This window comes from Sporomusa sp. (assembly GCF_035561255.1).
GTDB lineage: Bacteria > Bacillota > Negativicutes > Sporomusales > Sporomusaceae > Sporomusa.
On the sequence record NZ_DATMXX010000425.1, the window covers coordinates 1 to 15,491 of the forward strand.

Below are 15,491 nucleotides of genomic sequence, written 5' to 3' on the forward strand. Positions count from 1 at the left end.
ACGCATAGCCGCTCGCAGGCTTGCACAAACTGAACTAACGGCAATTCTCAGAAAAGAAAGGTGTTCTCTGATGTCGACAAACTTTTCAGCATTAGGCATTCGGCCTGAACTGACTCAATTTTTAAAAGAAACTGGCATTACCCAGCCTACCCCGGTACAGATACAAACCATTCCGGTGCTTATGGCAGGTAAAGATGTAATCGCCCAATCCCAGACAGGTACAGGCAAAACGCTGGCGTTTTTGCTGCCCATTTTAGAAAAAATCAGGGGAACGGCCCCGCATGTCCAGGCCCTGATTATCACCCCGACCCGTGAACTAACGCTGCAGATCACAGCTGAGGCGAGAAAAATCGCTGATGTACTTGAGATTAATGTGTTATCTGTTTACGGCGGGCAGGATGTAGACGAACAAATTCGCAAATTGCGCGGACAGCCCCACCTGGTAATTGGCACGCCGGGCCGGCTGCTTGACCACGTCCGGCGTAAAACACTGGTGCTTTCCGGGGTAACAAAACTGGTGCTGGATGAGGCAGACCAGATGCTCCACATGGGCTTTTTAGATGAGGTGGAGGAGGTTATCCAACTGACCTCATCTAAACGCCAAACCATGCTGTTCTCTGCCACTATGCCGCCAAAAGTCCGGGCGCTGGCTGCGCGGTATATGACTAAACCGGCAGATATCCACATTCAGACTCAAAACGTAACCTTAGATGAGATTAAACAGATTATCATTGAACTGCCGGAGGCCGAAAAACTCGATAAACTCTGCAGCATGATTGACGAAGCCCAGCCTTATCTGGCGATTGTTTTCTGCCATACCAAAGACCGGGCTAAAGCGGTTAATACGGCGCTCATTCAGCGCGGCTACAAATCTGATGAATTGCACGGCGACCTGTCACAGGCTAAGCGTACTCAGGTTATGAAACGCTTTAGCGACGCTAAACTACAGATCTTAGTTGCCACAGATATTGCCGCCCGTGGCCTGGATATCGAAGGTGTAACCCATGTATTTAGTTATGATATCTCCCATGACCCAGAAAGCTATATCCACCGTATCGGCCGCACCGGACGGGCCGGTCAAACCGGGACAGCCATTACATTTGTTGTTCCAGGTGAACACCTGTATTTACGAATGATTGAGCAGGGTATTAAATCCACCATCGAAAAATACAAAGCCAATGGTCAAAAAGTAATCAAAAACGCCGGCAAGGCCGCCATCACGGCAGCACCAAAGCGGATTGTAGAAAAAACAGCCACCGCTGAAAAGAAGACTGGTGATAAAAAAGCAGACGGCCATGGCGGCAATAACTTAAGAAGCCGCCGTAAACCGAAACCTGCCGACAGAACCGCAGGCAGCAAAAAATATAGTGACAAGCGTGCTAAAACATCCAAGGGCAAGGCGTAATCAGCCTTGCCCTTGTTCTTTTACCGGTGGTAGTGCCGGTTTATCATTTTTATCATCAAAAGAGGCCCGGCAGGCCGGGTAACGCGAACAGCCCCAAAACTTGCCGTGTTTGCCGTTTTTTAATTGCAGTACCCCTTTGCGGCAGCGCGGACAATGATGCTCACCTTTTAGCGGGATGGCAGCACCTTTCGCCTTAGTGCAAAGACTTGATGCAAAACGGGCCTGCTGCCCCAAGAAGGTATCCAGACTCGCATTGCCGGCAGCCATCTGGTGCAGGATATCCTCCCACAAGGCGGTAAAATCAGGATATGTAATCTCTTCCGGCAGAATATCAACAAGCAAGTACGCCGGTTCGGTTGGTTTGAGATATTTTTTCTTGGTTTCCTCCCGCAAAAAACCGCGTTCAGTCAGCTCTTTGATGATCGTGGCCCGGGTAGCCTCAGTCCCAATGCCGGCCACATCCTTGAGCTGTTTTTTCAGATCAGGATTTTTTACATATTTATGAATTTCTTTCATTGCCGCTAAAAGGGTGGCTGCGGTGAACCGGCCTGGCGCTTTAGTCGATTTTTTGTCAGCCGACGCCTTGACAAACAGTGGCTGATCCCCTTTGGTCATAGCCGGCAGTGCTCCACCGTCTTCCTCTTTCTTTTCGTCAGCCTCAGCACCGTATAGCTCTTTCCAGCCTAATTCCTTGATAATCCGGCCATTGGCGGTAAAACGTTCACCGGCATAATCCAGTTCAGCCCGTGTTTGGTCATAGACATGCACCGGGTAAAATTGGGCAATATAGGCTTGCGCAATAAGAAAGTAGATATTCCGCTCAGATTCACTTAAGGTGGCAAAATTACAGCGCTCTACCGTTGGAATAATCGCATGATGGGCTGTGATTTTTTTGTCGTTCCAGGCCCGGCTTTTTGTCACTGGTTCAGCCTTGCCTGACCAGCCTGCCAGCTCGGTATGGGCAAGACCGCTTAGATTATGCAGAATTGCCCTGGCATCATCATGCTGGGATTCAGGCAAAAATTCACAATCGGAACGCGGGTATGTTGTCAGTTTCTTTTCATACAGCTTCTGCGCGGTATCCAGCACCAGCTGCGGGTCATAGCTGAATCGCTTTCCGGCCATAACCTGCAGTGTCGACAGAGCCAGCGGCAGCCGCTGCGGTTCTTTTTTTTCAGTGGTTTCACACAAGATGACCGCTGCCGGCTCAGTGGCAGCCTGCAGCGTCTCCAGCAGGGCCTGAGCAATGGCCTTATCAGCCAGCCGGCCTTCCGTATCAAGCCCCGGCTGATTCTCCCGTGGCTTCCAATATGCGGTAAACACAGTGTCATGCTGGCTAAAATCGGCCTTTAGCGTGAAGTAGTCAGCCTGTTTGAAGCCTTCAATCTCACGTTCCCGGCGGACAACAAGCGCCAGTGTGGGGGTCTTAACCCGCCCCACCGGCAGCGTCGTTCGGTGTCCGGCCTGCTGGGCAGCCAGGGTATACGCCCGGGACAGGTTCATGCCAATAAGCCAGTCAGCGCGTGATCTGGCCAGGGCAGACTGCTTCAGGTTGTAGAAATCCTGATTATCACGCAGGCTGGTAATAGCTTTTTTGATACTCTGCTCATCAAGAGCATTTAAGAGAATCCGGCGCACCGGTTTCTGATTATTTACATAGTCGAGTACTTCATCTATCAGTAATTGTCCCTCACGGTCAGGGTCACCGGCATGAACAATTTCGCTTGCCTGGTCAATCAGGTTTTTGATGATCTCAAACTGTTTTTTACAGGAATCGGCAACAAGCAGCTTCCAGCTTTGCGGGATGATCGGCAGATCCTCTGCCCGCCATTTCCCATACTTGGGGTCATATTCGTCCGGCTCAGCCTGACGCAGAATATGGCCATACCCCCAGGTAATTATACCGCCGCCGGTACTGATATAGCCATCCTTGCGGCTTACCGGCCCTGGCAGGCATTTGGCGATTTCGGCCGCCATGCTCGGTTTTTCTGCAATGTATAATCTCAAAGTCGCACCTCAACCATTCTTAACTGGTTTTTAGAAAATGGCAGAATTACTGAGTTCCACCTGTACCATCTTACATTCTACCATAATTATTGGCGTGTCTGCCACTAATAAGCACAAGCAAAATATTAGTGAACTATAGCACACCGGCGATAAATAATAACAATGCCGTCTGGACATTATTAAACGGTACTGGTTCACCAGTACCGTTTAGCATTGGTTATTTGGGCCTATGGGAGGCAGTTCTCTTATCAAGAACTTTACCGTGAGTAACGTGTTTAGGCAACATTTTTATTTGTAAGACTTTCTCATAATGATCAATTAGCGCAGCCTCCCGTGGTGTGATAATTGCGATAGACACACCACTTGCACCGGCCCGTCCGGTTCGTCCGGAGCGGTGCAGATAGACCTCCGGGTCTTCCGGCAAGTCTAAGTGAAAGACATACTCAACCCCGGGGATATCAAGCCCCCGGGCAGCCAAATCTGAGGCTACCAGCAGTTGAAGCTTCCCATTCCTGAAGCCTTCCATGGCTTTTTTCCGGTCTTCTTTAAGAAATTTCCCATGGATACCGGCTGCTATTAAACCGTGATAGTTAAGCTTATCAACAGTTAGCTCCACATCATCACTGCGATTGATGAACACCAGGGCCTGGTCAATATTAATGCTATTCACGATTTTGCGCAGCACCTCAAATTTATCCCGCCGCTCTGACACAAAATAGACATGTTCAATATCAGGTTTATCCTCAGGCTTATTCTGCGCTGACAGTATCTCAACAGGGCTGTGCATCAGTTCTTGCACCCGGCTCAGTGCTGCTGGCGGTATTGTCGCCGAGAAAGCCAATAGCTGCCGGTCTTTTTGCGTGGTCTTGATGACTGCTTTGACGTTATCTGCGTTTTTATCATCAAGCAGCCGGTCTGCTTCATCAAGAATAATTGTTTTAATGGTCTGGGTGTTAATCTTCTTTTTTTGGATCAACTCAAGGATTCGCCCGCCTGAGCCGGTAATGATATGCGGCTTTTCTTTAAGTTTATCAATTTGCCGCATAATATTGACATCACCAATAATCGGGGTCGCAGTTACCGGCAGGTCTGAATTTGTTATCAACAATTCGATTTGCCGCTGGATCTGAATCGCCAATTCATGGGTTGGCGCCAGGATTAGCACCTGTGTCTCACGCTTAGTAGTATCTATTTTTTGAAAGAGCGGCAACAGATAAGCCAGTGTTTTGCCTGTACCTGTCGGTGATTGCCCGATAATGTCTTTGCCTGCCAGCGCTGCCGGTATAACCTCCGCCTGGATGGCAGTCGGGACAGAGATACCGGCAGTGGTCATTCCTGCAGTCAGAGGCGCGATCAGCCCTAATTGTTCAAAGTTTGTAGTCATAATAGTGTATATTCAACCTCCAGCTATTGCAGCGTTTTTATCTCGTTATAAATTTGCCCCACAATGGTATTATTACCAGCAATGATGGAAACCTTCCGGTCTTGCCGGAAAGGGGCGACAATACCACCGGCTTCCTCCACCAGCAAAATTCCGGCTGCCGCATCCCATTGTGAAAGATTTAGCTCCCAGTAACCGTCAAAGCGGCCGCACGCTACACTGGCTAAATCGTAGGCAGCTGAGCCAAATCTTCGTATTGCTCGCGTTTTTGGCAATAACCTGGTAAAATAGTTTATATTATTGGCTGGATGTTCTGCCACATCATAGGGGAACCCTGTTGCCAGCACGCTGTCCAGCAGCTGGGTTTTGTTTGAGACATGAATAGGCCGGTTATTTAAGAAGGCACCTTGACCGCGCACCGCATAATATAGCTCGTCAAGGACAGGTGCATAAACCATGCCGAGAATCGTTTGTCCACGATATTCAAGGGCAATTGAGATCGAGAATATCGGCAGCCCCTGGGCATAGTTTGTTGTACCATCCAGTGGGTCAATAATCCATAAATAGTCCGACTGAGCCTCCGACCGTCCAGACTCTTCAGCAAGTACTGCATGGGAGGGATAATATTCTTTGACAAAAGCAATTATTTTCTCTTCTGATTTTTTGTCAATTTCAGTGACGATATCAATCGCGGTTGATTTTATAGCAAAGGCCAGCTTGGCGCTCCCCAGGTTTTCCTGCTGGAGTTTGCCTATTTCTACAACAAGCTGTTTAAGCCTGTTAATGACGCCGAATAAATCAATTGTATGATCCATGTTGATCACCCCATTTAATTATGTCCCTTTTTAATGATTCTCATGGCTTAATTCAACGTTAGAGGGCTCAAACCCTTTAATATGGCAAGGGTACCCATTTTAATTAGAATATGGAGATGATACGTAATGAGCAGTGAAACTATTATATCATTTTACGAATCGCTGGGTTTTGAAGAAACAGAGATCGAGGATAGCATGGTTGTGCTGGGCATTGAGCTTACCCCGGCAGGCAATTATGCCCTGATTACCAATGATGAGGGCACTATGCCCAAGGATTTAAACCAGGGGATCATCTTTGCTTACTATACCCCGGAGGATTCCTATCTCTGGAGCGCCAGCTTCAAAAGTTCAACTGCGTTTAAAGAGCTCTGGACTGAAGCCCCAACAAATGAGACCAGGCTTGATGCCATTGTGAAACACAGGGAAGCAAACGAAACATTCTAAAAGAGATCCAAAAAGGCGGGATTGCTCTGTAAAGAAGCAATCCCGCCTTTATTATACCCTTTTTTAGTTGGTCAGACTGCGGATCGGAGCCGGAATCCTGCCACCCCGGGCAATAAAGTCATCTGATTTAAACTTGCTGACAGAGAGTATCGGGCTGTAGCCCAGCAGTCCGCCAAACTCGACTGTGTCCCCCACTGCTTTACCTGGTACAGGGATAATCCGTACTGCTGTTGTCTTGTTATTAATCATGCCGATAGCGGCCTCATCAGCAATAATTGCTGAAATCGTGGCTGCTGAGGTATCGCCAGGTACCGCGATCATGTCCAGACCGACCGAGCACACGCAGGTCATTGCCTCCAGCTTTTCTAAAGACAGGCTGCCGCGCTCAACAGCAGCAATCATGCCGGCATCCTCACTAACCGGGATAAAGGCCCCGCTCAGACCGCCGACATGGGAGGAGGCCATCAGACCGCCTTTTTTGACGGCATCGTTTAAGAGTGCCAGGGCCGCTGTTGTTCCAGGTGCTCCACAGCTTTCAATACCCATTTCTTCCAGGATATGAGCCACACTGTCACCAACCGCAGGTGTCGGCGCCAGGGACAAATCAATAATGCCGAAAGGATGGCCTAGCCGCCGTGCTGCTTCCTGGGCCACCAGCTGGCCAACACGGGTAATCTTAAAAGCAGTGCGTTTGATGGTTTCAGCAACTGTGCTAAAATCCCGCCCGCGTACATCTTCCAAGGCCCGCTTAACAACACCAGGACCGCTTACACCAACATGAATCGTGGTCTCAGGCTCGCCCACACCATGGAAAGCACCGGCCATAAAGGGGTTGTCCTCAGGCACATTGGTAAATACCACTAACTTGGCACAGCCTAAGGCATCTCTGTCTTTTGTTAATTCGGCGGTACGTTTGATAATCTCGCCCATTTCGCGAACACAATCCATATTAATGCCGGCTTTAGTTGATCCCAGATTGACCGACGAACACACCCGCTCGGTAATAGCCAACGCTTCCGGGATCGAACGGATCAGGATATGATCACCCTTAGTATAGCCTTTTTCAACAAGCGCCGAAAAACCACCGATAAAGTTTACACCCACTTCTTTGGCGGCAGCATCCAGCGCCTGCGCTACCGCAACATAGCTGTCAGCATGACAGCTCTCGGCAACAATAGCAATCGGGGTTACCGAAATACGCTTATTGATAATAGGAATACCATACTCAGCCTCTATATCTTCACCCGTCTTAACCAGCTTTTCAGCAGTCCGGGTCACCTTGTCATAAATATTTTGGCAAAGATCCTTAATATCGGGATGGCCGCAGTCGCGCAGGCTGATACCCATCGTAATTGTCCGGATATCAAGCTTATTTTCTTCGATCATGCGGTTAGTTTCATGGACATCCTGTAATGTGAACATAGTAATTTTGCCCCCTACCTATATACGGTGCATGCTGCGAAATATATCTTCATGCTGCACTTTAATCTCAAGCCCCATAGCAGCACCTTTGCCGCCAAGCAGCTGGCCCAGGTCTTTCAGGCTGATAATGGACTGAGTCATATCGACCAGCATCACCATATTAAAGAAGCCCTCAAGTATATTTTGATTGATATTAAGGATGTTAACATTGTTCTCGGCCAGAATGTTGCTGACCATGGCAATAATGCCTACCCTGTCCTGCCCGACAATTGTTATGACAGTTTTCATATTCTCACACTCCATAAATTTTGTATTATAGCCTAGATGGTATGATAATATTATACTCATTTTCCCGGAAAAGCCAAGTATATGTAAAGAAAAAACACCTGTCGCACATGACAGGTGTCAATTTGTGCATATAATGCTTACATTTATCTTTGTACTCTTCGCTTGTGCAGCAGGTATTCATAGGCAACCAGAGCCGCTTTTGCGCCATCGCCGGCGGCAATAACAATTTGCTTATCAGGCCCGTTGTTCACATCACCGGCAGCAAACAAGCCCGGAATATTGGTGCGGGTGCGGCAGTCAGTGACGACTTCCCGGTATTCGTTAAAATTAAGCAGCCCCTCACAATATTCAGAGTTAGGCATCAACCCGATTTCGACAAATACGCCCTGCACATCAAGCTCAATTTCGTTATTTTCACCGACCTTGGCAATGACCAGCTTTTCAACAGTCTGAGATCCTTTAACCGCTTTAGTCGTATAGCCGATTAACTCGATAACAGGCTGTTGCAGTTCCCTAAGTTTCTCGACAACGATGGGGTCAGCCTGATAACGGTTCAGTAATGATATAAGGTACACCTTCTCAGCGACCTTACTGACCTCGATCGCTGCCTGCAGGGCTGAGTTGCCGCCACCAATCACGGCTACTGTCTTACCTGCAAACAACGGCCCATCACAAGTAGCACAATAACTGACACCCCGACCGGTAAACTCTGTCTCACCCGGCACTTCCAGACGGCGCGGCCGCTTGCCTGAGGCAACAATGACGCTTTCAGCCTGATATTCGCCCCCATCACTGGTTACAGTAAAGCTTCCACCAGCATTGACAGCAAGGCCTGTGACTTCCTCATACTTTATTTCAATAGGGAACTTTTTTACCTGGTCATCAAACTTCTCCATAAGTTCCGGTCCGGTAATAAACTGATAGCCCATATAATTCTCAATATCCATGGTCCACATCGGCTGTCCGCCAAACTCTTTCATTAGCATCAGGGCATTCATCCGCTTACGTGCGGCGTACACGGCAGCCGTCATCCCGGCCGGCCCTCCGCCAATAATGATCAGCTCATACAAAAGCCATCACCCTTTAACGTTTACTTCTCCTGTATAAACTATATGTCAGTGCCTCGGCATTTGCTACCATTCTGCCGGCGGTAACATCTGCGATAAATAGGGTATGACTTCCTATGTCTACCGTTTTTTCCGGCATTACTTTCGCTTCCACATAGGCAAGGCAATTGGTGAGAATCGGACAGCCGTTTTTTCCGGCAATATAATCTACACCGGCAAACTTATCGGTATCACGACCGGATTTATAGCCAAACCGGCGGACGGCGTCTGTTTGATCGCTTCCCAGCATGGACACAGCAAAAACACCGCTAGCCATGACATATTCATGGGTAAGATTGTTTTTATTAAGACAAATTGATATACGCAAAGGTTTGCTTGTCACTTGAAAGACTGTGTTACAGCACTGTCCATTGATTTTATTATCCTTCACAGAGGTAACGATATACAGTCCATAGCTAATTTTGTCAAGGGCTGAGTTAGCAGTTTCCTGGCCAGCCTCAGCCACTGCTGCCCGGGTTAGCTGCATGGTCTCGTCCAACAATAGCACGAATAATTCAGACCCTACACCGCATAAGGGGCAGTTGTCAGGGGGCGTGTCGCCCTCATGAACATAATCACACACAGTACACTTCCAGCGTTTTGCCGCTACCTGCCGCTCAGCAGCCGTTTCTTTCTCTATCGAAAAATCTTCAGGGCCAACACCGCAAATCGGGCATTCTGCCGGAGGGTTTTCTCCCTCATGTATGTAGCCGCATACATTACAACGCCACTTCTTCATATGTTCTCACCTTTCCCATTAAAAAATCGACATTATTTTTCCTGTAATTGTTATTCTCAGCTATGCTTGCACATTTGTCAATAATTTGCTAGTATTTTTCTATGCAATAAATTTATTACGACAAGTGAGGTGCCCTGTAATGATAACGCCTGAAGTCATTGCCAGAATCAATGAGTTAGCCAAAAAGAGCCGTGACGCCGGTCTTACTGACAGTGAACGCGCTGAACAGGCAGGTCTGCGCCGCCTTTATATTGATCATATGAAAGCCCAGGTTAAAGCCCAGCTTGATTGTGTGAAGGTTGTAGAGCATGACGACCATTGTAACTGCGGTTGCCATAGCCAGCACTAATCTAAGCAGAATAAGCCGCTAACACCCTGTGTGGTGTTAGCGGCTTGTTTTGCATCAGTTAATTAATCGGCCGATTGGAATGTTTCACAGTCAGTATCGGTAGTTTTGGAAGCATTGAAACCAGCTACATGAATGTTTTCGGCATTACAATAGTTACCGTTGTCCCAGAATTTACAGTTGTTAACAAAACATTCTACCGCCGGAGTGATTTGAGTTCCTTCCAAAAATGGGGCCGACATCGTGCCGCCAATATTAGCATTGTGGAAAGCACCAACCATATCACCCATTGTTTTGCGATGATGAAAAGCTTTGCACAGGGTATCCTTAGACTTAGCGGAAGCACCTTCCACTTCGTCATTATACACGCTTATTTTGGCAGCCATACACTGATCACCAGGCATATAGTGGGTACATTGATCAACACTACACTTAACCACTGGATTGGACATAGTTATCACTCCTTTGTTTTTTGATATTATCTGTCAGTTTGCCAACTTTTATGCCATTTAAATGCTCACAAGCGCCAGCGCCACCCGGACATCATAATCACATACAGGGCAATACAAAAGATGGACACAATGGCCCGCAGACTGAAACGGCAGTGATGCAGTTTCTACATATGGACTGTATGGACCAAGATAATTATTCACTGAACCACCGTCAATCATAAGCTGACCACAACAAGGACAATTTTCTTCAATTGCCTGCATTGCGTTACACAGCGGACAAACCATCTCCATGGTTAACACCTCGTCACTAACCTCATAATTAGTTTGTTCACCCCATCTGCATCCTAGTCAAAAAAACAGGTGTAAAAGAGAATTTATCTCTTTACACCTATTGGGATTCTACTATTTTCTTTGCAAAAATAAATAGACTGGAATACCGGTCAATGTAATACCAAGTGCATAAACAGCATCCCCAGGATTATTTATCAGCATACTAAAGGCAATATACACTGAACCTGCGATGGCAATAGCGGGTACTACCGGGTAACCGGGAACACTATACGGTCGTTTGGCAGCAGGGTTATGCCTGCGCAAAATAAAGACCGCCACAAAGGCTAAAATATAAAAGATCCAAATAATAAACATGGCCATATCGGTCAACCTGTCAGGATCTCCGAGTGTCATCAGGGCTGTAGCCAGGATGACCCCGAGTACCAGGGCATTGGCAGGGGCACCTGACCTACTGTGCACCTGACCCAATAGTTTTGAGCCGGGTAGCAGGCCATTCTGAGCCATAGCATAAGGTACCCGGGCACCTGTTAATATATAACCGTTGAGGGCACCAAAAATTGAAATCAGGATACCGACACTGATAAGCCTGCCGCCTATTTCACCAAACAATAACCCTGCAGCCGTACCGGCAGCACGATTTCCCAGCAGGGCAATCTCTGAAGCAGGCAACACATGAAGCAACGCTATATTTACAGAGAGATAAGCAATAATGACAATACCTAAGCCAATAATAATTGAGCGTGGCAGCTCTCTCGCCGGATTCTTCATCTCACCGGCGACAAAGCTAACGTTTATCCAACCGTCATACGCCCACAGAGTAGCCAGAATGGCTGCCCCCATGCCAGCAGTTTCTGCCACACCACTGGGCATGCTCAGGATCTGGCCGTTGCCTTTCCAGAGGCCAAATACTGCAATAAGCACTATAGGCACAAGCTTGGCCGCTGTCGATACCGACTGAATAAAACCGCCATACTTAGTCCCAAGCGCATTAACGCCCCCTAAGAAAGCAACTGTTAAAATAGCAACAGGCAGTTTCCAATCTGCCGGCAAACTAAAAAAAGGCAGTAGTAGCGATGAAAAATACAAGCCAAGCGCACCCGTAGTTGCCGGACCGTAAATTAAGGCTTGCACCCAGCCAAACAGATACCCCCACATCTTGCCATAGACTTCGTCTAGATAAGCATATAGGCCACCGGTTCTCGGGATTTGTGCTCCAAGCTCGGCTACCGTAAGCCCGGCAGCGATGGTGATAATACCGCCTAAGCCCCAGGCAATAAGCGCCATCGTTGAATCCCCGGCGGCTACAATGACTTTGCCTGGTTTCATAAAAATCCCGGAGCCAATTACCATACCAACAACTAATGCTGTAGCAGCCAGTAAATTAAGGTCTTTTCTCAAAGCAGGTTTTTGATTCATATAAACTCCTAATCATAAAAGAAATATTATATAACGCGTTAAAATTTTGCAACACGCTCAGGCTGTGCCTACAAAATTCTTTACTGCGAGACATATAGCTACTACAATATCAAAAAAATACACAAACTACAACAGTGATTTCTGCAAAAACAGTCAGAATAAGATGATAATATCATAATTGGATAGGTGATAACTATGGCAAAGCTTACTCCTCCAGATCTTAACATTAGACCGCGCATCCTGTACCAGGTAGCAAAGGCTGCTTGGGAAGGCCATCTATTCGAACGTAAAGAAGAAATATGCCGCTTGTTGCAGCAAGAATTTGAAGATAGGGCGACCCGCCGGCTTGTCGCTAATCAGATTCGCATTGCCATGGGGCTTGAGCCCAATAATTCCGAAGAAGTTATCAATGAGTATGATGAAGAGGCCTTAATGGGCATGGGCAGCGAGCCTGTTGTTGTTGCTAATCCGGAAGCTTGTCAGGATTGTAAGGGTGCAGAGTGTGAAAAAGCTTGCCCTCTTGGCGCTATTACTCGCGATGAGCTTGGCCAGCCTTCTATTGACAGAAATAAATGTGCCAATGACGGCTATTGTATTAGTGCCTGCGAGTTTGGCGCTTTGGCCGATAAATCCCAGTTTGTCCCACTTATCAATCTGCTCCGCCAGCATAGCCACAAAGTGTATGCGTCAGTAGCACCTGCTTTTGCCGGTCAATTTGGTCCTGAAGTAACCGCAGGTAAACTGCGCAGTGCATTGCTGAAGCTGGGCTTTAACGAAATGGTGGAAACTGCCTTATATGCCGACCTTATTACGATTAAAGAAGCGTTTGAATATGATAAACACGTCCAGGATGAGCATGATTTTTTGATTACCAGTTGCTGCTGCCCGATTTGGATTAAATTAATTGAAAATAAATTCCCAGACTTAATGGGACATATATCACCCTCAGTATCCCCCATGGTTGCCTCCGGCCGGGTTATTAAAGAACTCGAACCTGAGGCAAAGGTTGTATTTATCGGCCCCTGTGTTGCGAAAAAATCTGAGGCTCAGCTGCCTGACCTGAAAGGTGCCATTGACTTTGTCCTGACCTTTCAGGAACTGCAGACGATCTTTGCTGCAGCTGAAATCAACCCGGCCGCCGAACCGGACGAAGAGAATCCATTGGCCTCCTGGTGCGGCCGTCTTTATGCCCGGACGGGCGGTGTCAGCGCAGCAGTCGGCACTACGCTTGAGAAACTGATTCCCCGCCGGGCCGAAAAATTCAAGCCTGTCAAAGTCGACGGGATACCTGACTGCACTAAACTGCTGGAAGAGATTAGAGCTGGCAACCTTGAGGCTAACTTTATTGAAGGCATGGCCTGTAAAGGCGGATGTGTAGGTGGCCCGGGCCGGATTATTCCATCTGAGCTGGGTACCAGTCAGGTAAATGACTATAGCAATGCCGCCCATGCTCATACACCTGTAGAAAATCCACAAGTATATTCTATTCTGGCAAAACTCGGTCATTACCGTGGCATGCCAACCATGACCGGCTCAAGCAAAATGGCAGCGATTTTGGCCCGTAAGCTTGATCCTAAATGATCTTTTTTATCAAAAATACCCCTGCCGTAAAAGGCAGGGGTATTACTGTTATCGCTAATTTTTCTCGAAACAAGATTTACCGATAAACTCGCGCAGTATTGAATTATTTGGAATTTCATCATCTTCCACCAGACTAAAGTACTCCAGAAAATTAAGCAATCTCCTGGCTTCAGAATACTCGGGGTGCTCCCGTGTAACCTTTTCCAAGAGTGGCTCAGCATATTTTTTAAGCACTGCCAGCTCATAAATGAGTGCAGAATTAAACATCACATCAGCTTCTTCCTGGAACGGAAAAATATTGCGTTCTTCTCCACGGCGAACTGACGGCCACATCTTCAGCGTCATGAGGGCATCATGAGAACGGAACTGACTGTCGCGGACAATCCTTCGAATGAGCCTGGCGTCTGTTGTTGGAATCCTGTTATGATTATCAATCGACAGCTGCGTCAGTGCACTAACATAGATCTTTATCTTACAGTGCCGGGGAACAGCTGCCGTTAACCGTTCATTAAGGCCATGTATGCCTTCAATAATCAGCGGTTGACCTTTATCCACCTTAATCCGGTGTCCGCGGTATTCCCGCTCACCTGTTTTAAAATTAAAGGTAGGTAATTCCACTTCTTCTCCAGCTAAAATCCGGGCTAAGTGTGCATTAAACAAATCCAGATCAATGGCTTCAATGGCCTCAAAATCATAATCACCGTGCTCATCAAGGGGGGTATGGCAGCGGTCAACAAAATAATCGTCTAATGAGACCGGCACAGGCCATACCCCATTCACTCTTAGCTGAATGTTAAGCCGTTGAGCAAATGTGGTTTTACCAGAGGACGACGGTCCTGCTACTAAAATAACTCTCACCTCATTGCGATGGGAAGAAACAAAATCGGCAATTTGAGCAACTTTTTTCTCATGCAAGGCTTCGGCTACCCTAATAATGTCCTTTATATCATTACTCTTACTACACTCATTCAGAGTAGGAACATAACTGCATTTTAAAATATTTCCCCACTGCGCACCCTCTTGAAATACCTTAAATAATTTAGGGTTCTCAACAAATTTGGGCAGCAGATCAGGATTGCCCTTTTCTGGTAGGCGAAGAATAATTCCCGGTGGATAATATCGAAGTTCAAAGACTTTAAGATAGGCAGTAGAGGGCGTCATTGTACCGTAAAAATAGTCGTACACCTGACCACAGTAGTAAATACTGACCTTCTCCCTGTCAAGCTGTTCCAGCAGACTGACTTTCTCCTTCTGCCCTGCTGCCTTAAATAGCTCAATTGCTTCCGCTATAGGTAAAGTCTTGCGGACAATCTGACGGTCTTCAATAATAATTTGGCGCATCTGCCGGTCAAGTCTGGAAATATCTTCAGGCGTTACCTCCCGTTCATGATGCAACTCACAATACAGTCCTTTGCTTAATGAATGCTCGACTGTTACTTCACAGCCAGGAAATAATTCCTGAGCAGCTGCAATCATTACTAAGGTTAAGCTTCGTTGATACACTTTCATCCCTTCATCAGTATGAAGGTCAAGAAAGTCTACCACACTATCCTGATCCAGAACACTTTGCAAATCTCTTATTGCATTGTTCACTTTGGCTGCTACTACCGGTGTAGTGTATCTGTGAGCGGCATCCCGGCTAACCTCTACCAGACTTACCCCCTTGTTGTACTCGGCAATGCGGCCATTAGAAAATGTTACATTAATTTTTTCTGACACCTGAAGGCCCCCTTACTATCGCCAAACTCTCTCTAAACTATATATAAATAAATTCAACTATATTCCCTCGATTTCCTGC

At 47.1% G+C, this 15,491-nt stretch carries 15 protein-coding genes; 4 read left to right on the plus strand and 11 right to left on the minus strand.

The annotated features are described in order from the left end of the window. The first annotated feature begins 70 nt into the window (after nucleotides 1-70). Entirely contained in the window at nucleotides 71-1,405 is a 1,335-nt protein-coding gene (locus tag VN379_RS24675; RefSeq protein WP_414715038.1) for a DEAD/DEAH box helicase, read from the plus strand. Here VN379_RS24675 and VN379_RS24680 read toward each other — a convergent pair whose 3' ends face one another. The 3 genes from VN379_RS24680 to VN379_RS24690 all read right to left on the minus strand — a co-directional run bounded on the left by VN379_RS24680 (nucleotide 1,406) and on the right by VN379_RS24690 (nucleotide 5,608). Beyond that, entirely contained in the window at nucleotides 1,406-3,412 is a 2,007-nt protein-coding gene (locus VN379_RS24680) for a DNA topoisomerase III (RefSeq protein WP_325538788.1), read from the minus strand. Nucleotides 3,413-3,629: 217 nt separating this feature from the next. Further along, entirely contained in the window at nucleotides 3,630-4,796 is a 1,167-nt protein-coding gene (locus VN379_RS24685; protein WP_325538789.1) for a DEAD/DEAH box helicase, read from the minus strand. 23 nt (nucleotides 4,797-4,819) lie between these two features. Beyond that, the gene (locus VN379_RS24690) at nucleotides 4,820-5,608 is read right to left on the minus strand and encodes an inositol monophosphatase family protein (protein WP_325538790.1); all 789 of its coding nucleotides are present in this window, start codon (nucleotides 5,606-5,608) and stop codon (nucleotides 4,820-4,822) included. A gap of 126 nt (nucleotides 5,609-5,734) precedes the next feature. Here VN379_RS24690 and VN379_RS24695 point away from each other — a divergent pair, with 126 nt between their 5' ends. Continuing rightward, complete coding sequence (locus VN379_RS24695; RefSeq protein WP_325538791.1) at nucleotides 5,735-6,052, plus strand: hypothetical protein; 318 nt, start codon at nucleotides 5,735-5,737, stop codon at nucleotides 6,050-6,052. A gap of 63 nt (nucleotides 6,053-6,115) precedes the next feature. Here VN379_RS24695 and VN379_RS24700 read toward each other — a convergent pair whose 3' ends face one another. The 4 genes from VN379_RS24700 to VN379_RS24715 form a co-directional block, all read right to left on the minus strand. Beyond that, nucleotides 6,116-7,474 carry a PFL family protein gene (locus VN379_RS24700; protein ID WP_325538792.1) on the minus strand — a complete coding sequence of 453 codons (1,359 nt, stop codon included), beginning with the start codon at nucleotides 7,472-7,474 and terminating at the stop codon, nucleotides 6,116-6,118. Between the two features lie 18 nt (nucleotides 7,475-7,492). Beyond that, the gene (locus VN379_RS24705; RefSeq protein WP_325524494.1) at nucleotides 7,493-7,762 is read right to left on the minus strand and encodes an ACT domain-containing protein; all 270 of its coding nucleotides are present in this window, start codon (nucleotides 7,760-7,762) and stop codon (nucleotides 7,493-7,495) included. A gap of 143 nt (nucleotides 7,763-7,905) precedes the next feature. After that, a complete protein-coding gene (locus VN379_RS24710) occupies nucleotides 7,906-8,832 on the minus strand; it encodes an NAD(P)/FAD-dependent oxidoreductase (protein WP_325538793.1) in 927 nt (308 codons plus the stop codon). Between the two features lie 13 nt (nucleotides 8,833-8,845). Beyond that, complete coding sequence (locus tag VN379_RS24715) at nucleotides 8,846-9,607, minus strand: flavin reductase (protein ID WP_325538794.1); 762 nt, start codon at nucleotides 9,605-9,607, stop codon at nucleotides 8,846-8,848. A 139-nt stretch (nucleotides 9,608-9,746) separates the two neighbouring features. Here VN379_RS24715 and VN379_RS24720 point away from each other — a divergent pair, with 139 nt between their 5' ends. After that, the gene (locus tag VN379_RS24720) at nucleotides 9,747-9,956 is read left to right on the plus strand and encodes a DUF896 domain-containing protein (protein WP_325538795.1); all 210 of its coding nucleotides are present in this window, start codon (nucleotides 9,747-9,749) and stop codon (nucleotides 9,954-9,956) included. A gap of 62 nt (nucleotides 9,957-10,018) precedes the next feature. Here the strand turns inward: VN379_RS24720 and VN379_RS24725 are convergent, their stop codons facing one another. The 3 genes from VN379_RS24725 to VN379_RS24735 form a co-directional block, all read right to left on the minus strand. Continuing rightward, the gene (locus VN379_RS24725; protein ID WP_325538796.1) at nucleotides 10,019-10,405 is read right to left on the minus strand and encodes a DUF1540 domain-containing protein; all 387 of its coding nucleotides are present in this window, start codon (nucleotides 10,403-10,405) and stop codon (nucleotides 10,019-10,021) included. Nucleotides 10,406-10,462: 57 nt separating this feature from the next. Further along, entirely contained in the window at nucleotides 10,463-10,696 is a 234-nt protein-coding gene (locus VN379_RS24730) for a hypothetical protein (RefSeq protein ID WP_325538797.1), read from the minus strand. A gap of 111 nt (nucleotides 10,697-10,807) precedes the next feature. Continuing rightward, nucleotides 10,808-12,112, minus strand: coding sequence for an APC family permease (locus VN379_RS24735; RefSeq protein WP_325538798.1), 1,305 nt, complete (start codon nucleotides 12,110-12,112; stop codon nucleotides 10,808-10,810). A 195-nt stretch (nucleotides 12,113-12,307) separates the two neighbouring features. On the opposite strand from VN379_RS24735, the gene VN379_RS24740 reads away from it, so the two are divergent. Beyond that, nucleotides 12,308-13,693 carry a [Fe-Fe] hydrogenase large subunit C-terminal domain-containing protein gene (locus VN379_RS24740; protein WP_325538799.1) on the plus strand — a complete coding sequence of 462 codons (1,386 nt, stop codon included), beginning with the start codon at nucleotides 12,308-12,310 and terminating at the stop codon, nucleotides 13,691-13,693. A gap of 54 nt (nucleotides 13,694-13,747) precedes the next feature. Here the strand turns inward: VN379_RS24740 and VN379_RS24745 are convergent, their stop codons facing one another. After that, nucleotides 13,748-15,412 (minus strand): nucleoside kinase, encoded by a 1,665-nt coding sequence (locus VN379_RS24745; protein ID WP_325538800.1) that lies wholly within the window; start codon nucleotides 15,410-15,412, stop codon nucleotides 13,748-13,750. Between the last annotated feature and the right edge of the window lie 79 nt (nucleotides 15,413-15,491).